At 73.5% G+C, this 18,190-nt stretch carries 17 protein-coding genes, 1 pseudogene and 1 riboswitch; of the genes and pseudogenes, 6 read left to right on the top strand and 12 right to left on the bottom strand.

What is annotated here, in order from left to right:
• The first annotated feature begins 63 nt into the window (after positions 1 to 63).
• The gene (locus tag AB0J04_RS32285) at positions 64 to 2,643 is read left to right on the top strand and encodes a CHAT domain-containing tetratricopeptide repeat protein (protein ID WP_363172167.1); all 2,580 of its coding nucleotides are present in this window, start codon (positions 64 to 66) and stop codon (positions 2,641 to 2,643) included.
• Between the two features lie 13 nt (positions 2,644 to 2,656).
• On the opposite strand, the gene AB0J04_RS32280 is transcribed toward AB0J04_RS32285, so the two are convergent.
• On the bottom strand, positions 2,657 to 4,507 hold the full coding sequence (locus AB0J04_RS32280; RefSeq protein ID WP_363172148.1) for a LuxR C-terminal-related transcriptional regulator: 1,851 nt from the start codon (positions 4,505 to 4,507) through the stop codon (positions 2,657 to 2,659).
• Positions 4,508 to 4,585: 78 nt separating this feature from the next.
• Between AB0J04_RS32280 and AB0J04_RS32275 the strand changes: the two genes are divergently transcribed.
• Complete coding sequence (locus tag AB0J04_RS32275) at positions 4,586 to 5,671, top strand: M12 family metallopeptidase (protein WP_363172166.1); 1,086 nt, start codon at positions 4,586 to 4,588, stop codon at positions 5,669 to 5,671.
• A gap of 109 nt (positions 5,672 to 5,780) precedes the next feature.
• Here the strand turns inward: AB0J04_RS32275 and AB0J04_RS32270 are convergent, their stop codons facing one another.
• The 11 genes and pseudogenes from AB0J04_RS32270 to AB0J04_RS32220 all read right to left on the bottom strand — a co-directional run bounded on the left by AB0J04_RS32270 (position 5,781) and on the right by AB0J04_RS32220 (position 14,426).
• Positions 5,781 to 7,133: an NtaA/DmoA family FMN-dependent monooxygenase gene (locus AB0J04_RS32270; protein WP_363172147.1), complete on the bottom strand. Its 1,353-nt coding sequence runs from the start codon at positions 7,131 to 7,133 to the stop codon at positions 5,781 to 5,783.
• A gap of 22 nt (positions 7,134 to 7,155) precedes the next feature.
• Entirely contained in the window at positions 7,156 to 8,358 is a 1,203-nt protein-coding gene (locus AB0J04_RS32265) for an LLM class flavin-dependent oxidoreductase (protein WP_363172165.1), read from the bottom strand.
• Between the two features lie 70 nt (positions 8,359 to 8,428).
• Positions 8,429 to 8,560 (bottom strand): putative leader peptide, encoded by a 132-nt coding sequence (locus tag AB0J04_RS32260; RefSeq protein WP_363172145.1) that lies wholly within the window; start codon positions 8,558 to 8,560, stop codon positions 8,429 to 8,431.
• Positions 8,512 to 9,400: pseudogene (locus AB0J04_RS32255) on the bottom strand (GNAT family N-acetyltransferase). Before AB0J04_RS32255 ends, AB0J04_RS32260 begins: the two are co-directional and overlap by 49 nt.
• Before the next feature lie 76 nt (positions 9,401 to 9,476).
• The gene (locus AB0J04_RS32250; protein WP_363172143.1) at positions 9,477 to 10,502 is read right to left on the bottom strand and encodes a transporter substrate-binding domain-containing protein; all 1,026 of its coding nucleotides are present in this window, start codon (positions 10,500 to 10,502) and stop codon (positions 9,477 to 9,479) included.
• 71 nt (positions 10,503 to 10,573) lie between these two features.
• Positions 10,574 to 11,338 carry an amino acid ABC transporter ATP-binding protein gene (locus AB0J04_RS32245; RefSeq protein ID WP_363172164.1) on the bottom strand — a complete coding sequence of 255 codons (765 nt, stop codon included), beginning with the start codon at positions 11,336 to 11,338 and terminating at the stop codon, positions 10,574 to 10,576.
• Positions 11,339 to 11,436: 98 nt separating this feature from the next.
• Entirely contained in the window at positions 11,437 to 12,414 is a 978-nt protein-coding gene (locus AB0J04_RS32240) for an amino acid ABC transporter permease (RefSeq protein ID WP_363172142.1), read from the bottom strand.
• Between the two features lie 215 nt (positions 12,415 to 12,629).
• Positions 12,630 to 12,779 (bottom strand): hypothetical protein, encoded by a 150-nt coding sequence (locus AB0J04_RS32235; protein WP_363172141.1) that lies wholly within the window; start codon positions 12,777 to 12,779, stop codon positions 12,630 to 12,632.
• A gap of 35 nt (positions 12,780 to 12,814) precedes the next feature.
• A riboswitch (SAM riboswitch) is annotated at positions 12,815 to 12,934 on the bottom strand.
• 66 nt (positions 12,935 to 13,000) lie between these two features.
• On the bottom strand, positions 13,001 to 13,900 hold the full coding sequence (locus tag AB0J04_RS32230) for a glutathione S-transferase C-terminal domain-containing protein (RefSeq protein ID WP_363172140.1): 900 nt from the start codon (positions 13,898 to 13,900) through the stop codon (positions 13,001 to 13,003).
• 153 nt (positions 13,901 to 14,053) lie between these two features.
• Entirely contained in the window at positions 14,054 to 14,176 is a 123-nt protein-coding gene (locus tag AB0J04_RS32225) for a putative leader peptide (protein WP_363172139.1), read from the bottom strand.
• 112 nt (positions 14,177 to 14,288) lie between these two features.
• Positions 14,289 to 14,426: a hypothetical protein gene (locus AB0J04_RS32220; RefSeq protein WP_363172138.1), complete on the bottom strand. Its 138-nt coding sequence runs from the start codon at positions 14,424 to 14,426 to the stop codon at positions 14,289 to 14,291.
• A 429-nt stretch (positions 14,427 to 14,855) separates the two neighbouring features.
• Here AB0J04_RS32220 and AB0J04_RS32215 point away from each other — a divergent pair, with 429 nt between their 5' ends.
• Genes AB0J04_RS32215 through AB0J04_RS32200 form a run of 4 tightly spaced genes read left to right on the top strand, consistent with a single transcriptional unit; the run spans position 14,856 to position 17,997 of the window.
• Entirely contained in the window at positions 14,856 to 15,272 is a 417-nt protein-coding gene (locus tag AB0J04_RS32215) for a nuclear transport factor 2 family protein (protein ID WP_363172137.1), read from the top strand.
• Positions 15,269 to 16,387: an acyl-CoA dehydrogenase family protein gene (locus tag AB0J04_RS32210; protein ID WP_363172136.1), complete on the top strand. Its 1,119-nt coding sequence runs from the start codon at positions 15,269 to 15,271 to the stop codon at positions 16,385 to 16,387. The genes AB0J04_RS32215 and AB0J04_RS32210 overlap by 4 nt, the downstream gene beginning before the upstream one ends.
• A 7-nt stretch (positions 16,388 to 16,394) precedes the next feature.
• Positions 16,395 to 17,180, top strand: a complete 786-nt coding sequence (locus AB0J04_RS32205) for an acyl-CoA dehydrogenase family protein (RefSeq protein ID WP_363172135.1) — start codon at positions 16,395 to 16,397, stop codon at positions 17,178 to 17,180.
• A gap of 13 nt (positions 17,181 to 17,193) precedes the next feature.
• Entirely contained in the window at positions 17,194 to 17,997 is an 804-nt protein-coding gene (locus AB0J04_RS32200; protein ID WP_363172134.1) for an acyl-CoA thioesterase domain-containing protein, read from the top strand.
• Positions 17,998 to 18,190: the final 193 nt, after the last annotated feature.

Below are 18,190 nucleotides of genomic sequence, written 5' to 3'. Positions count from 1 at the left end.
GAACGGAGCACTACCATCCGTGGAGTGACAGCGGGAAACGACACGGTTCTCGAACTGCTGCCGATGGTGTTCGCCGCCCCGGGCGACGCGTTGTCGCGGGCGCAAGGAGTGCTCGACACCGATCCGACGCCGTTGCACGCCTCGGTCGCCCACCAGGTGATCGGCATCTGGCAGCGGGAGTGGGGCGACATGCGTCTCGCCCTCGACCATCTGCGCCGCGCCCGGGATCTCGCCGCGCGCGCGGACTCGGCCGAGCGGGAGGCGGACGTCCTCGGCACGCTCGGTGTGGCACTGGTGCACGCCGGCCGCACCCGGCAGGGGCTGGCCGCGTTCGAGCGGGGCGTCGAGCGCGGGAGCGGCCACACCCGCGCGCGGGTGCTCTACCGGCGGGCCTTCTCCCTCTGGGTCCTCGGCCATCACCGCGAGGCGCTGGAGGACGTCCGGCGGGCGATTCCCGTGCTGCGGCAGGCGGACGACGTCATCTGGACGGCGCGCGCCCTCACCCTGCGCGCCACCGTGCACCTGGCCCTGGGGACGGTCGACCGGGCGGAGGCGGACTTCACGGCCGCCGAGGCGCTGTGGGACACCACCGGCCAGGAGCACGACAAGGCGGACGCCGTGGAGAGCCGCGGGCTGGCCGCGTTCCACTCGGGGGACGTCCCGGCGGCGCTACGGCTGCTGGACGAGGCACAGGAGCGGTACGCCAAGCTCGGCACGCCCACGTTCATGCTCACCATCCGGCGCTGCGAGGTCCTGATGGCGGCCGGGCTCGCCCCGGAGGCGCTGGCCGAGGCGGACGCCGCGACCGGGGTGCTGGACGGCATCGGCGGACAGTCCACCCGCAAGGCCGAGCTGCTCCTCGTGGCCGCCAGGGCGGCGCGGCTGGCGGGCGATCCGGGGACGGCGATCGCCCGCGCGGCGGTGGCCGAACGGCTGTTCGCGGGGCAGCGGCGCACCTGGTGGGAGACGCACGCGCGGCTGGTCCTGATCGAGGCGCGGGTGGCCACCGGACGCGGCTCGGGCCGGCTGGTCGCGGACGCCGCCAGGCTCGCCGAGCGGCTGGCCGCCTTCCAGGCGCCGGCCGCGCCGGAGGCCTGGCTGCTGGCGGGCCGGATCGCGCTGGGCCTGAACTGGAGCACGGACGCCGAGCGGTATCTGCAGATCGCGGCGCGCAGCCGGCGCAGCGGTCCGCCGCTGGCACGGATGACGGGCTGGGCGGCGCAGGCGCTGTGGGCGCGGGCCACCGGCTCGGACCGGGGCGTGCTGGAGGCCTGCCGGCGCGGGCTGGACGTCCTCGACGCCCACCGGACGACGCTGGGCGCCTCGGAGCTGCGGGCCCGGGCCACCGCGCAGGGCGCCGAACTCGCCGCGCTGGCCCAGGAGGTCAGTCTGGAGCGGGGCGGGCCGCGGCAGTTGCTGGCGTGGAGCGAGCGCTGGCGGGCGACGGCGCTGTCGACGCCACCGACCCGGCCGCCGGCCGATCCGGCGCTGCTGAGCGGGCTGACCGCGTTCCGGGTGATCGCCGCCCGCGCGGAGGCGGCCCGGATGGACGGCCGGCCCGTGCCCACGCTGGAGCGTGAACAGCGCCGCCTGGAACGGGAGATCCGCTCCCGGACCCTGCACATCCGCGGGGTCACGCCCTGGGGCGGCGAGCGGTTCGGCGGTGACCGGTTCGACGCGGGGCGGCTGCTGGAGCGGCTCGGCACGGGGCGGCTGGTCGAACTGGCCGTGCTGGACGGGCGGGTTCAGGTGCTGCTGTGCGGAGGCGGGCGGGTGCGCCGGTTCGCGGGCGGGCTGCTGGCCGAGGCGGAGCGGGAGGCCGAGCACGTCCAGGCCGGGCTGCGGCGGCTCGCCCATCCGGGTGCGGAGGGCCGGCTGCCGGTGGTGGAGGCGGCGGGAGCGCGGCTGGAGGAACTGCTCCTGGGCGAGGCCTCGAAGCACCTCGGCTCGGGTCCGCTCGTGGTGGTGCCGCCGGCCCGGCTGCACCGGGTGCCGTGGGCGCTGCTGCCGTCGCTGCGCGAGCGGGTGGTCAGCGTGTCGCCGTCGGCGAGCGGCTGGCTGCGCGCGCGGGAGACCGAGCCGCCTCCGGGCGGCCGGCAGGTCCTGGTCCGGGGCCCCGGGCTGGCGACCGGCGGCGCGGAGGTGCCCGAGGTCGCCGGGCGGTACGGCACTCCGGTCGTGCTGGAGCAGGATGAGGCCCATGTGTCGCGTGTGCTGCGGGAGTTGGACGGGGCCGCGCTGGCGCACATCGCCGCGCACGGCACCTTCCGCGGCGACAGCCCGATGTTCTCGTCGCTGCGGATGGCGGACGGCCCGCTGATCGTCCACGACTTCGAACGGCTCGCCCGCAGCCCGTACCGGATCATCCTCTCCAGCTGCGACACCGCCCGGCTCGCGTCGGTCGGCGCGGACGAACTCCTCGGCCTGGTCACGGCGTTGCTCCCGCTGGGCACGGCGGGCGTGGTGGCGAGCAGCGCACCCGTCAACGACGCGGCGGTCGTCCCCCTGATGCTGGCCCTGCACAAGGGCCTCAGCACCGGCCTCTCCCTGGCGGAATCCCTGCGCGACGCGCGAGCGGCCCTGCCGGACGACACGGTGCACCAGGCGACGGGCTGGGCGTTCACGGCGTTCGGCGCGGCGTGAAACGCCCATCCGGTCACGCCGGTTGCGCGTCGGGCCGTTCGACCAGCCAGGGGAGGGCTCCGCGGTCGCCGGCGCCGAGGCGGGTGTAGGCGCTGTAGAGGTGGTTGCCCACGGTGCGGACGGACAGGGTGAGGCGTTCGGCGATCTGACGGTTGCTGAGGCCGGCCGCGGCGAGCGTGACGATCTGCCGCTGGCGGGCGGTGAGTTCGCCCAGGACCAGACCCGCCAGGGCCGGGGTGCGCGCCCCCTGGCAGCGCCGGGCCAGCGCGACGGCACGGGTACGGGCGGTGCGGGCCGCGCCGGCGTCCCGGTGGGCCCGTACGGCCTGCGCGTACGCCTCGGCGGCGAAGAGGAGGAACCCGCGCTGCTCCAGCCCGGCGGCCGCCAGGTCCAGGGCGGGGCCGTCGGCACGGGCGAGCGCTCGGGCGTGCTGGGCGAGGACGCCGTCGGGAGGGAGGAGACGGACGGCACGCTCCGGAGCGCCCAGGCGTACGGCGTCGTAGACGGCGTAGGAGTCACCGGAATCGGTGCCGGGGTCGGCGTCAGGGTCTGCGTCGGTGGTCCTGAGTGTCTTCAGGGCCTCGTCCAGGTCTCCGCGGGCGGCGAGGGGCCAGGTCTGCCCCGACTGGACCGCTGCCAGGGCGAGTTCGGTGCGGCAGGCGGGGTCGTGCGGGGTGGCTGCCAGGCCCTCCCGCGCCCAGGCCGCCGCCTCGCGCAGTTCTCCCCGCAGCCGTGAGAACCGTGCGCGGACGGCGGCGTACCACGGCGGTACCGGTTCCCCCTCCGCGAGGATCCACTCCCCCACGGGCGTGGGCGTCCGGCGGACGTCGGCCCGCTCGATGCGACGGGTCAGCTCGGCCGCCTCCGCGCCGAGGGCGGGCGCGACGGGCCGTCGGCCGCCGGTGAGCCGCCGCGCGCGCAGCCGCCCGGCCGCGGCACGCAGCACCGGCCCGTGCAGGGCGTGGGCCAGGCGGACGGTCGGGGCGTCGCCGTCCGCCTCCGCGCCGACCTCCAGCAGGCCGTCCGCCTCCAGGCGTTCCAGGACCGCGAGGTCCAGGGTGTCCGCCGGCAGCGGCAGGGGTTCGGCGAAGGCGAGGCGGTCGAGGGTCTCGCGTTCGTCGGGGCAGGCGCGGGCGAGGACGGCGGCGGCTCGTTCGCGCAGCGCCGGGGTGACCGGGATCCGGCCGCGCCAGGTCCGTTCGTCGGTCTCGGGGACCCGGGTGAACAGCTCCTGCTCGCGCAGCGCGTCCAGCAGGTCCCGCAGCAGGCGCAGGTCGCCCCCGCACAGACGGTGCAGCCGGTTGACGGTGAGCGGCTCCACGGGGCCCCCGGCGGCAGCCGTGAGGAGTGGGGCGGTGTCCTCGCGGGGCAGGGCTTCCAGGGCGAGACGGGGCAGCAGCTCGCCGGTCCACAGGCGGGAGACCGCGTCGGGCACCGACACGCCCTCCGTGACGAGGACCAGCAGTCGGGTGCGGCCCTGGACCGCCAGCTGATGGAGCAGCGCGGCGGAGGCGTCGTCCAGCAGATGCGCGTCGTCGACCATCAACAGCCGTACTGGGGAAAGGAGTTGGACTGCTCTGGGCAGAGTGACGTGTTCGGGGAGCAGATGGGCGAACGCGGCGAAGGGCAGGCCGCGGGTCTCGGGGGTGCCGGCCACCCGGACGCAGTCGGCGCCGCGCACCGCCTCGGCGGCCAGGCGGGTGCGGCCGCAGCCCGCCGCTCCGGTGACCGCGATGCCGGGCCGGCCCGCCGCCAAGGAGCGGCGGACGAGGTCGAGTTCCTCGTCCCGGCCGGTGAACGGCCACGGCAGTCGCAAGGTCCTGGCTCGGGGCTCAAAGGTCGTCACCTCTATGGGAGCAGGCATACTCACCCCTGATACAGGGGGAATTGAGTAGGCCCCGACTCACGCTCCCCAGCGGTGCCGCACGGCAACCTGGAGTCCATGACCGCCCGTTACTGCTCGCTCGCCCAGCAGTCGGCCCCCGCGTTCGCCCCGGGGCTGGCCGTCGAGCGGCTCGGCGCGCTGATGAGCGGGCGGCGGATGTGGGTCAACGGCACCGTGCTGCACTACTGCTTCTTCGACGGCGAGGCCGACGGGTCGGTCATACCGCTGCCCGGGTCCGCGGGGACCCGGTGGGTGACCTGGGTCGGCGGCGAGGACCAGCGCGAGATCGTGCGCGACTGCTTCCGCGAGTGGCGGGAGCTGGGCATCGGGGTGTCCTTCACCGAGGTCGCCGACCGTTCGGAGGCAGAACTGCGCATCGGCTTCCAGACGGGTGACGGCTCGTGGTCGGCGGTGGGCCGGGACACGCTGTCGGCCGGGCGGGGCGAGCGCACCATGAACTTCGGGTGGGACCTGACCGCGCCCGGGGAGCGCACCACGGCCCTGCACGAGATCGGGCACGCGCTCGGCATGCAGCACGAGCACCAGAGCCCGTTCGCCGGCCTGCACTGGGACGACGAGGCCGTGTATGCCGATCTGGCGGGGCCGCCCAACCACTGGAGCCGGGACCGCACGTACTTCAACATCCTGCGCAAGCTGGACCCGGCCGAGGTCAACGGGTCGGTGTGGGATCCGCAGTCCGTGATGGAGTACCCCTTCTCGGCGGGGCTGGTCCTGGAGCCGGAGCAGTTCCGCGGGGGTGTGCATCCGCCCGGCTCGCTGTCGCCGCTGGACAAGGAGTTCGTCCTCGGCTGGTATCCGCCCCTCGACGCGTCCCGGCCGCCCGCGCTGGTGCCGTTCCGGTCGGTTCCGCTGTCGCTGGGGCCGGGCGAGCAGGCCGACTTCACCGTCGAGCCGCGCGAGACCCGGGACTACGCCTTCGGCACGTTCGGGGAGAGCGACTCGGTGGTCGTGGCCTTCGAGGAGCGGGACGGCGAGCCCCGTTTCCTCGCGGGCCACGACGACGCGGGCACGCCGCGCAACGCCACGATCAGGGTCCGGCTCGTCCGGGGCCGCCGCTACTTCGTGCGCGTGCGCCTGTACTCCGGCTGGGGTTCGGGCGAGACGGCGGTCATGTGCTGGTGAGCGGCGCGACGGCGTAGGGGCCGCCGTCCGGAGACCATGTTCCGGCGCCGGGGGAAGCGCCGGGGACACGTCACCTCGGGGGAGGGCGACGTGTCCCCGGCCACACCGCCTATCCCCGGTCCGGGTGGACGAGACCGAGGTGGTCCCGAAGCGTGGTCCCCTCGTACTCCGTGCGGAAGACGCCCTGTTCCTGGAGGAGCGGGACGACCTTGTCGGCGAATTCGTCGAGGCCGGTCGGGGTGATGTGCGGGGCCAGGATGAACCCGTCGCCGGCGTCGGCCTGCACGAAGTGGTTGATCGTGCGGGCGACGGTCTCCGGGGAGCCGATGAAGCTCTGCCGGTTTCCGGTGTTGATGACCAGGTCACGGATGGACCAGTGGTTGGCGGCGGCCAGTTCGCGCCATTCGCGGGCGGTGGCCAGCGGGTCGCGGTACATCCGGACCTGGGCGCGGCCCTTGGAGATGTGGTTGTCGCCGACGTCCGGGTCGATGTCGGGGAGGGGCCCTTCCGGGTCGTACGACGACAGGTCCCGGTTCCAGACGAACTCCAGGTGCTTGAGCGCGGTGGCCCCGCTGACCTGCTGGCTGCGCACCTCCCTGGCGAGTTCCTCGGCCTCGGCGTCGGTGTCGGCGAGCACGAAGGTGGCGGCGGGGAGGATGAGCAGCTGGTCGTGGCGGCGGCCGTACTTGGCGAGGCGGTTCTTGACGTCCGTGTAGAAGGCCTGGCCGTCCTTGAGGGTGGCGTACCGGCTGAAGATCGCGTCGGCGGACGAGGCGGCGAACTCGCGGCCCTCCTCGGAGTCGCCGGCCTGGAAGATCACCGGGCGGCCCTGGGGACTGCGCGGGACGTTGAATCGGCCCTGGATGTCGAACTGCCGGCCCTCGTGGACGAAGGCCCCGGCCTTGGCGTCCTGGAGGAAGACTCCGGTGCTCTGGTCGGCGACGATCTCGTCGCCCCGCCAGGAGTCGAAGAGTTCCTGGGTCGTGGCGAGGAACTCCTTGGCGCGGGAGTACCGCTCGTCCTGCGGGAGGAAGCCGCCGCGGCGGAAGTTCTCGCCGGTGAAGGCGTCCCAGGACGTGACGACGTTCCAGGCGGCGCGCCCGCCGGAGAGATGGTCGAGGCTGGCGAACTGCCGGGCGACCTCGTAGGGCTCGTTGAAGGTGGAGTTGATGGTGCCGGTGAGGCCCAGGTGTTCGGTGACGGCGGCGAGCGCGGCGAGCACGGTGAAGGTGTCGGGGCGGCCGACCACGTCCAGGTCGTAGATCTTGCCGCCCTGTTCGCGCAGCCTGAGGCCCTCGGCGAGGAAGAGGAAGTCGAACCTGGCGCGTTCGGCGGTGCGCGCGAAGTGGGCGAAGGAGCTGAACTCGATGTGGCTGCCTGCCTGCGGATCGCTCCACACGGTGGTGTTGTTGACGCCGGGGAAGTGCGCGGCGAGACGGATCTGCTTCTGGGGCTTGCTCATGGTGGTCGGCTCTCCGTCCGGCTCAGGCTGCGGCGTAGCGGTTGGCGGGGCGGGACAGGCCGAGCAGCCCGCGCAGCGTGTCGGCCTCGTAGGCGTGGCGGAACGCGTCGCGGCGCTGGAGTTCGGGGACCAGGCCCCGGGTGATGGCCGGCAGGTCATGGCCCGCGACGGCGGGGCGCAGCCGGAAGCCGGTCAGCCCGGTCGCCTGCAACTCCTGGAGCAGGTCGGCGAGTTGGGCGGGCGAGCCGGTGAATATCCGGGCGTCGCTGGTGTACTCCTCGCCGGCGAGGGCGTCGAGGCGGTCGCGCCGGGCGGCGGCCTGGGCCGGGTCGTCGTCGAGGAAGACCACGAGGTCGCCGAAGAGGTGCAGCGGCTCGGCGGCCCGCCCGGCCGACTCCTGTTCGGCGCGGATCTCGGCGACGATCGCGCGGGCCTGGTCGGTGTCGTGCGGGGTGACATGGCCGACGTCGGCTGCGCGGGCCACGAGCCGGTAGGGGACGGTGTCGTGGGCGAGGGCGGTGACCAGGGGCTGGCCCTGTGGCGGGCGCGGGGTGATGGAGGGCCCCTTGACGCTGAAGTGGCGGCCCTCGAAGTCGATGTAGTGGAGCTTGTCGCGGTCGACGAAGCGGCCCGTCGCCAGGTCCCGGATCTCCGCGTCGTCCTCCCAGCTGTCCCAGAGCCTGCGGACGGCCTCCACGTAGTCGGCGGCCTCGTCGAAGAGGTCCGTCACCAGTTCCTGGCTGTCCGGGCTGTCGTGGGCCTCGATGCGGGGGATCGTGCGGCGGCCGAAGTGGGCGGCGTCGGTGGGGCGGGCGCTGATCTGGACGCGCAGGCCCGCGCGGCCGGTGCTGACGTAGTCGAGGGTGGCGATCGCCTTGGAGATGTGGAACGGCTCGGTGTGCGTGGCCACCACGGTCGGGACCAGCCCGATGTGGTGGGTGAGCGGGGCGACGCGGGAGGCGATGAGGACGGCGTCGAGGCGGCCGCGGACCTGGTCGGTGCGGTCGTCCGGGTCCAGGAAGTGGGAGGACTGCGGGCCGAGGCCGTCCTCGATGGTCACGAAGTCGAGCAGGCCGCGCTCGGCCTCGGCGACCAGGTCGGCCCAGTATCCGGCGGTGAACAGCTCACGGGGGCGGGCGACCGGCTCGCGCCAGGAGGCGGGGTGCCAGCCGGTGCCGTCCAGAGCGACGGCGAGATGCAGTGGAGAAGAGGGGGTCGAGGACACGAGGATGCCTTCCTGGAGGTCCGTACGAGAGCGCACGCCACCCATGACAGGGGTGCGGCAGTGGGGTACGTCAGGAGCAACAGAGCGCGCCGGCCACGCGCTGGAGGTCGATGTGGGGCCGGGAGTGGAGGTGTACGGCATGGCGTATGTGGGTCACGGCCGCACCTCCCTCGTTGCGGGCGCCGGGCGGCGCCTCATACATCTCGACATGACTCGGAACGCCCCGACCCCGCCGGATGTTCCCGGCGTGCGGACCTGCGCGACGGTCGAGCGGCGGCGCAGGGCGAAGCCGAGGGACTCGTACAGGCGGATCGCGGGGGCGTTGTCGGCGGCGGCGTGCAGGAACGGGCTGTCGCCTCGCTCGCGGACACCGGCGCCCACCGCGCGGATCGGCCGGGTGGCGAGACCCTGGGCGATGGGGGTCCCCCCGCTCGAACGAAGCCGAGAGTGGGGGAGGTCGGGGTCGGTGCGGACGGCGCTGATCTCGGTCCGGCCGGGCACCCGCAGCCTCCCCCAGCCTTGGGCCGGGCACCCGCAGCCTCCCCCAGCCTTCGGCCGGGGGGACCCCCGTCTCGCCTCGCTCGCCCGCCATGGCGATCGGACGGCCCCGGCGACGGATGCCGAGGCAGGCGCCGTGGTCGATGGTCCGCCGGAGGAAGGGGCCGGGTCGGGTGCGGGCGACGAGGTCGAGGATCTCCGGCACGTCGTCGGGGCCCAGGCGTACGGCCTCGGGCGCCGGTTCGGTGCGGAACTCCTCGATGGCGGCGAGTTGTACGCCCTCGCCCCCGCCGATCACCTCCCGGCCGTCGGGAACCCGTTCAACGGGCTTGACGCGTACGGCCGTTCCGGAGCCGACGAAGGCGAGCAGGTCGGCCAGGGCGGCGAAGTCGTAGACGTCGGCCGGGCAGCGGGCCGCGCGGCCGACGCGGTGGGCGAGGTGGGCGAGCGGGCCGTCGAGCGCTGCCCACACGGCGTTGTCGAGGGGGTGCGGGTGGGTGACGGTCGGAGCTCCGCCTCCGCGGAGGTCGATCGGGGTGGCCACGGAGGCGGAGTCCCTTCCTGTCATTTCCGTCGTTCCTCACTCAACCTGCATGGGTCATCGCGGTCATGACGTTCGATCAGGAGTTGTCCAGCGGCAGGCCGGGCGGGTTGACCTCGGACTTGGCGACGGCCTCGTTGGAGAGGTTGTAGGCGGCCAGCCACTTGGCGTACTGCCCGTTCTGGATCAGGTAGTTGATGGCGTCGGCGAGGGGCTTGGCCAGGCCGCTGTCCTTCTTGGCGGTGGCGGCGATCAGGCCCTGGAGCGTCTCGCCGGCACCGGAGAAGGTGCCCGCGTTGCGGGTCGCGGTGGGGGTGCCCGCGGTCTGGGCGGCGTGGTAGGCGATGCCGGGGTTGGGGCCGAAGTAGGCGTCGATCTTGCCGCTGTTGAGCGCCAGGTAGAGGCCGTTGTTGTCCGGGTAGTGCTTGACGGTCAGCTTCTCGCCCTCGGCCTCGAGCTTCTTCTTCCACTCCAGGAGGATCTTCTCCTGGTTGGTTCCGGAGCCCACGGAGACGGTCAGGCCGGCGAGGTTCTCGTAGTTGCCGTCGAAGTTCCAGGTGCTGGACTTCTTGACCTCCCAGCCGAGGTTGTCCTGCCGGTACGAGGCGAACTCGTACTTCTTCTTGCGCTCCTCGGTGTCGGTGACGTTCGAGAAGGCGACGTCGACCTTGCCGCTGTCGATGCCGACGAAGAGGTTCTCCCAGGTGAAGTTCTTCGTCTCGGGGGTCAGACCGAGGACCGCGGCCACCAGTCGGCCGAGGTCGGGCTCGGCGCCGGTGAGGGTCTTCTGGTCGTCGCCGACGTACGCCAGCGGGGCGAACCCGGACGGCAGGGCGCCGATGCCGATGTTCAGCTTGCCGCTCTTCTTGACGGCGGCGGGCAGTTCGGCGCTGATGGACTTGACCTCGGCGACCTTGAGGACGGTCTCCTTGGCGGCGCCGTTGGACACCCGGCCGACCGTGACACTGCCGGAGGCGGCGCTGTCGGTCTTGGTGGCCGCCTCGCTGTCCCCACCGCAGGCGGCGAGCCCGGTGGCGAGGGTGGCGACCGCGGTCGCCGCGGTGATGCCGCGAATCAGGCTGCGTCGGGTGAAGTGGGCAGACATGGCAGTCCTTTGTGGCTCAGAGGGTGGAGAGGGTCAGGCGTGGGGGGGGGAGGTCTTGGGGCGCGTCGGTGTCAGAGCACCTTGCTGAGGAAGTCCCGCGTCCGCTCGTGCCGCGGTCTGTCGAGGACTTCCCTCGGCGGGCCCTGTTCGACGATCTTTCCGCCGTCGATGAAGACGACCCGGTCGGCGACCTCACGGGCGAAGCCGACCTCGTGGGTGACGATGACGAGCGTGGTGCCGCTGGTCGCGAGGTCCTTGATGACGGCGAGGACCTCGCCGACCAGCTCGGGGTCGAGCGCGGAGGTCGGCTCGTCGAACAGGATGACGCCGGGGCGCAGCGCGAGGGCGCGGGCGATGGCGACGCGCTGCTGCTGGCCGCCGGACAACTGGCGCGGGTAGGCGGCGGCCTTGTCGGCCAGACCGACCCGGCCGAGGAGTTCGCGGGCCAGCTCCAGCGCCGCGGGCTTGGCGAGCCTGCCGGTCGCCACCGGGGCTGCGGCCACGTTGTCCAGCACGGTCAGGTGCGGGAAGAGGTTGAAGTTCTGGAAGACGAAGCCGATGCGGCTGCGCTGGGTCAGGATGGCCCGTTCGCTCAGTTCGCGCAGCCGGTCGCCGTGCCGGCGGACGCCGATCGGCTCGCCGTTGACGCTGACATGGCCGATCTCCGGCTTCTCCAGGTGGTTGATGACCCGCAGCAGGGTGGACTTGCCGGAGCCGGACGGCCCGAGGATCACGGTGACCTCGCCGGGCCGCACGGTCAGGCTCACCCCGTCCAGGACCCGGTGGGCGCCGTACCACTTGTGGACGTCGTGCACCTCGACGGCGGCGGGCACGATCCCGGCGGTCTCGGCGTTCTGCCCGGTCTCGGCGCTCCGCCCGGTCTCGGCGTTCTGTACGGTTCCGGCGTTCTGCACGGTGTCGACGGTCTCGGTGCTCATACGGCGGCCTCCCGGCGGATGCGGGCCCGCAGGTCGGTGAGGGCGGTCCGCAGCTTCTGCAACGGCGTCGGCGGCAGGGAGCGCGTGGCGCCCCGGGCGTAGTACCGCTCGACGTAGAACTGGACGACGGACACGAGGCTCGTGAGGATCAGGTACCAGACGGTGACCACCAGCAGCAGCGGCACGATGTCGCCGGGGTAGGTGGCGCCCATGGTCTGGGCGGTGCCGAACAGATCGAGCAGCGACACGTAGAAGACCAGCGAGGTGGCCTTGACCAGGCCGATCAGCTGGTTGACGTAGTTCGGAGTGATCGACCGCAGGGCCTGCGGGAAGACGATCCGGCGGAACTGGTAGCCCTTGGGCAGGCCGAGCGCACCGGCCGCCTCGTGCTGGCCCTGGTCGACGGAGAGGATGCCGCCGCGGACCACCTCGGCCGCGTAGGCGGCCTCGTTGAGGCTGAGGCCGACGACCGCGATGACCATGTCGGTGGCGAGCCGGGACTCGTCGAAGGAGAAGAAGGCGGGTCCGAAGGGCACGCCCACGCTCAACGTCTTGTACAGGGCACTGAAGTTGTAGAGGAAGAGCAGCAGCACGATGAGCGGGATGGAGCGCAGCGCCCAGACGTAGGTCCAGCTGACCGCGCGCAGCACCGGGCTCTTCGAGAGCCGGGCGAGGGCCAGCAGGATGCCGCCGAGGAGGCCCAACACCGCGCTGTAGGCGGTGACTTCGAGGGTGATCAGCAGTCCGTCGAGGATCACGGGCCGCAGGAACCAGTAGCCGAAGCGGTCCCACTGGTAGAACGGGTTGGAGATCAGTCCGTGGACGAACTGGGCGACCAGGACCAGCGCCACGGCGGTGGCGATGAAGCGGCCCGGCCTGCGCAGCGGCTGGACTCGCTGGGCGGCGAGCTTCTCTGACGGTACGTCGGGGACGGGTGCCTCGGCGAGGGTCACGCCGCCTGGGGGTTCACTCATGTGGGGCTCCGGCGGGAGTCGGACACCCCGGGTCACGGCACGACAGACGTGGGCGGGCCGCGTCGCTCGGGCAGGGCGGCGGAAACCACGGCTGCGGCGGCGAACGGGGCACGGGCGCACGGGATGCGTACGAAGACCGGGGTGGGGCGGACAACGGCACACCGCTCGGGCGGTGTTCGTCGGTCAGGAACGCGGCTGCGGGGCGAAGGGGAGGTTCAGCCCCGGCAGCGGGCGCGGCCCGGTGCGGTACACAGTGCGCTGTTCACACGGAGGAGGTCGACCGCGCGGTCGGCGACCAGGACGTCGAGGTACGGCCGTACGCAGCCCCGGGTGCGGCGGGGCGCCGTCCGTCGAGCTGCGTACATGTCCTTCACCGTCACTGTTCCGGCCCCTTGTGGGGCCCTCGCGCTTACCGATACGTCGTCACCGAAACGTCGGTCCGGTCGTCACCTGGGGCACCCCACCGCGGAGCGAGGGTTGCCGGTCAGCCAGCCAGGGCTTGTCGCTGACGCTCATGACCGTTCTGGGCCGTAAGTAAGGCAGTCACCCGAACGAATGTCAACGGATGTCCGGTGGGTGGACCGGCTCACGGCCGCTCGACCTGCGGTCGGACCTCGGTTCGGTCGGCCGCATGGGTCTCCCAGTCCACGATCTGGACAGCGGCGCCGGCGGCCTCCAGACCCTGGCAACGAGCGTGGTGGCGGCGGGCGATGGCATCCAGGTCGAGGTGGGCGCCGAAGGCCGGGTGGGCGGCCAGCCGGCGGGCGTAGGCCCACAGGGCGGGATGGTCGGCGATGCGGTGCACGGCGGCCGCGTCGAGGTGGTGGCGGTGCACGGTGTCGAGTTGGACCAGGGTGACCCACAACTCGACGTCTGCGGCGGTGATCTGATCGCTGATCAGGTAGGCGTGCACGCCGAGCCCGCGCTCCAGCACACCGAGCGTGTCGAGCAGCGTGCCGAGGGCGGCGGCGCGCTCGGCCGCCCCGGCGTCGGCCGCCCCGGCGCGCTGGGCCGCCGCCTCGATGCCCTGCGCGCACATCCGCTCGACGGCCTCGATCTGCGACTCCGCGCCGCCCGGGTACAGGGTCGCCCGGCCCCCGCCGAACCTCCGCGCGAGGTCGCGTGCGATGTCGGGGCCGTGGCTGCTGACGATGCGCCCGGACCAGTCGTCGCTGAGCACCGGCGCGAGGGCCGGTCCGCGGTACCGGTGCGCGCTGGCGTCGTACAGCGGGCGCAGTGCGCTGTGGCCGCCGTCGGGGCTGTCCGGGACGGCGGGCAGGAAGGTGACCGGGCAGGCCTTCTCCAGGCCGAGGAGGCTGTGGGTGACGGCGATGCGCAGACAGTCGGGGTCGGCCGCGGCCAGGTGGACGCGGTAGCGGCGCGGCACCGCGTAGTGGCCGCTGCGCGCGTCGCGGCCGATCCGGCCCCGGAAAACGGGGGCGGGCCGGGCGGACGGGTGGGCGGCGGCCAGTGGTGTGACGGACATGACTCTCCCCGGAGGCGGGGCGCGCAGCAAAGGTGCGCGCGGCGGTGGATGCGACGTCGAACAGGGAGGTGTGGACCTCGACCGTGCGCGCCGGGCGCAGCCGTGTCCCGGGGGGACACCGCCGGTGCGGTTCGGCGCGGGAGCGGGCCCGGCTCAGCCCTGGGAGCCGATCGCGCTGCAGACGCGCTGCAGGTCGATGTGACGGCGGGAGGTGAGAAGGGGCGAGGACCACGCCGTGCGGCTCGCTCGGCCGCTGATCGGCTTCCGTCGCCCCATTGGCCCTCTACCTTCCCTACCTGTTCACTAGGATTCCCGGTTCGAGTGTCGATCCGCCTCGACCGCCCGTCAAGGGGGCGTCCACCAGGCGAGTACCCGGGGACTCGAGGTCTCAGTCGGAGGCCGCCAGCGCCTTGGGGGCCTCGACGGTCAACGGCTCGCCTCCGTAGGTCAGTCGGCCCGCGCCGGACGCGGTGCAGAGCAGTTCCAGGGTGTCGGCGGCGTCCACGTACCGCTTGCCGATGAGCATGCCGGGGCCTCCCCGACGGGCGGCCCGGCCGGGACCTGCGCGGCGGGGACCATGGGGACGCCGCCGCATTCGACGGCGCCCTTGGCGGCCTCGGGACCCGGATGACGATCACTCGGACCCGCCCCTCAGGACAACAGGAGGTTCCATGGCGAGCAGGCCGGGACAGCAGCGGCGAGGCCCCGCGCACGCGCGAGCCGCACCCCGGACTCGCCGAGCCGGAGCGACTGTTCGGGGAGAAGCGCGCGGGCGGGCCGTTCCGCCGCGACCGGCGGCACGGCCGGCCGCGGACGGCCGCGGACGGCCCCGGACGAGGTGGTCGGCCGAGACTTCGGGAAGCCGCGGCGTTGACGGAGGACACGACCGCATGGAAGCGTGATACTCAGAATAAGAGAATTAAATTCTCACCGGAACGTTCTCCTGGGAGGTCCCTTGAACGACACCGACGACCTGGTGGAGATCGAGCAGCTCCTCGCCCGCTACGCGGTCTCCATGACCCGCGGCGACGTGGACCGGGTGCTCGCCGTCTTCACCCCGGACGGCAGCTACAGCGCGTTCGGCGACACCTATCCGCTCGACGAGTTCCCGGCGCTGATCTCGGCCGCCCCCAAGGGGCTCTTCCTCGTCGGAACGCCCGTGATCGAACTGGCGGACGACGGCGACACGGCCGTCGGCACCCAGCCGCTGTGCTTCGTGGAGCATGCGCGGCACGAGATGCGCATCGGTTACTACCACGACACCTACGCCCGCACCGCCGACGGCTGGCGGCTGCGCACCCGCGCGATGACATTCATCCGGCGCAGCGGCGACCACGACTCGGGGCGCCCGCACGCCTTCACGCGTTCATGAGGATCTCCCCGTTCACGAGCCTCGACGCGTTCCGGGGCGAGCTGCGCGCCTGGCTGGACGACCACGACCTGACCCCGCCCGCCGGTCACGACCTGGACGCGCAGGTCGCCCAACTCGCCCGGGTACGCGCAGCGTTGTGGCAGGCGGGCTGGATGCGGTACGGCTGGCCGCGCGAGGTCGGCGGGCTGGGCGGAACCGGTGCGTTGCGTGCCGTGCTCGGCGAGGAGGTCGCCGCCCGCGGCCTCGCCGAGCCCGGCATCTGGTCGATGGTCGAGGTGTTGGTCCCCACGCTGATCGACTACGCGCCGCCCGCGCTGGCCGCCGAGCTGGTGCCCCGGCTGCTGGGCGGCCAGGAGCAGTGGTGCCAGGGCTTCTCCGAGCCGGGCTCCGGCAGCGATCTGGCGTCGCTGTCGACCCGGGCCGCCCCCAGCGGCGACGGGGAGGACGGCTGGACGGTGTCCGGGCAGAAGGTGTGGACGAGCCTCGCCCAGTACGCCGCCCGCTGCGTCCTGCTGGCCCGCACCGGAGGCCCCGGGCACGCCGGGATCAGCGCGTTCCTCGTCGACATGGACTCCCCCGGCATCACGGTCCGCCCCCTGCGCACGATGCACGGCGTGGACGAGTTCGCCGAGGTGTTCTTCGACGACGTCCACGTACCGGCGTCCCGGCTGCTGGGCGCGACCGGCGACGGCTGGCGGCTGGCCATGGACCTGCTGCCGTACGAGCGCTCCACCTGCTTCTGGCACCGGATCGCCCATCTCTACAGCCGCCTCGACCGACTCCTCGACGACGGCTGCGAGCCCGACCCGGACGCGCTGGGCGGCGCCTGGCTCGACCTGCACACGGTCCGCTGCCGCTCCGCGGCCACCCAGGCCCGGCTGGCCGCGGGGAGCCGGCTCGGCCCGGAGACCTCCGTGGACAAGATCCTGCTGGCCGGAGCGGAGCAGCGGCTCTTCGACACGGCCCGCGACCTGCTGCCGGGCACGGTCGAGCTGGCAGACGGCCCCTGGCGCACCGAGTACCTCTACTCGCGGGCCGCGACCGTCTACGGCGGCACCGCCGAGATCCAGCGCAACATCGTCGCCCGCCGCCTGCTGGACCTCGGGAAGGAGTGAGCGCCGCATGGACACGGCCGAACGTGACCTGCTCGAAGAAACTCTGCGCAAGACGATGACAGGCGCCGCCGGTCCCCGGCTCGACGCCGCGCTGGCCGACCTCGGCTGGCCTCAGATGCTCGCCGAGGAACCCGGCACGGCGATCCCGCTGGTCTTCCGGCTGCTCGGCGAGACCGGCGCGCACGCCTGCGTCCTCAACGACGTCCTGCTGCACCGCGCCGGCCTCCCGCCCGGCGGCGCACCGGCGCTGCCGTACGCGGGCGGGGGGTGGGTGGAGTGGAGCAGGGGGGAGGTGCCGTACGGCAGTGCCCTGGACCCCGAACTACCCCTGCGGCAGGTGCCCGTGGGCGCGCCGGTCGCGGTGGCCGCCGGGCGGGGCGCGCTGGGCTGGTGGCTGCTCGGCACCGGCCGAGCGATGCTCGCGCTGGCCCGCCGGCACGTCCTCGACCGGGAGCAGTTCGGTCGGCCGCTCGCCTCGTTCCAGGCGCTGCGGCACCGGCTCGCCGAGACGTACGTGGCGCTGGAGGGCGCCGAGGCGGCGCTCGCCGCGGCCCGGGACGACACCGGGGCACTGCTGGCCAAAGCGGCGGCCGGCCGGGCCGCGCTCACCGCCGCCCGGCACTGCCAACAGGCGCTGGGCGGGCTCGGGTTCACCGCGGAGCACGAGCTGCACCGGCATGTCCGACGCGCTCTGGTGCTCGACGGGCTCCTCGGTTCGGCCCGTGAACTCACCCGTGAGGCAGGCGCGTTGCTGCTGCGCAAGGGCCGAGCACCGCATCTCGTCGACCTGTGAAGGGAGTTCGCGCATGACCACCGCCCCGGACCTGTGGCCCGATCTGCTCGACTGTCTCGACCTCACGCCTCGGGACGCCGGCGTCTACGAGGGCCGCTCCCAACAGCTCTCCTACCGGAGGCTGTTCGGCGGACAGCTGCTCGCCCAGTTCGCCCGCGCGGCAGCCCTGGCCGCCCCCGGCAAGGGTCTGAAGTCGCTGCACACGCAGTTCCTGCGGGAGGGCCGTACCGGGGAGCCGGTGCGCTACGAGACCGAAGTCCCGCAGGAGGGGAGAACGTTCGCCGCCGCACGGATCGTGGCGCGGCAGGAACACGGGGTCGTGGCCGTCGCGAACGCGAGCCTGCACACCTGGGAGGAAGGACCGGACCGGCAGACCGCCGACCCCGCCCCCGCCCTCCCGGGACCGGAGCGCCGGGTCGAACTCCCGCTGCTGCCCTGGGAGTCACGTGCCGTCACCGACCTGGACACCGAGAAGTCCGAGCCGCCCGCCTTCGAGCTGTGGACGCGGATCCCCGAGGCCCACCGGTCGCTCGCGCCGGCGCTGCTCGCGTACGCCACCGACCTCACGCCGATCGGCACCGCGCTGCGGCCGGTGGAGGGCGTCACCCAGCCGGACTCGGGGCGGGCGTTCGCCTCGGCGGTGACCTCGCACACGGTGTGGTTCCACCGGCCGGTCGAGCTCGGCGGCTGGCTGCTGCTGCGCCAGCACAGCCCCGTCGCCGCGCACGGCCGGTGCTTCGGACGCGGGGACGTGCTGACCGAGCAGGGGCTTCTGCTCGCCTCGTACGCGCAGGAGGCCCTGCTGCGGTTCCTCTGAACGGGCCCCGGAGGTGGCCGCGGCCGGGAGGGGCGGGGGGCGCCCCCACCACCCCCGGGCCCCGTCCCCCCCCCCCGCCCCTCGGCGGCCCCCCCCCACCCCCCCCCCCGCGGGCGCCGCCCCGCCCGCCCCCCGCGCCCCCCCCCCGCCCCGAGTGCTGAGTAGCACACCTTGACAACCCGCGACACCGACA

Origin of the sequence: Streptomyces sp. NPDC050263 (assembly GCF_040655955.1) — a bacterium.
GTDB lineage: Bacteria > Actinomycetota > Actinomycetes > Streptomycetales > Streptomycetaceae > Streptomyces.
Note: the sequence above shows the minus strand (reverse complement) of the source record. Positions and strands in the feature narration are given on the sequence as shown.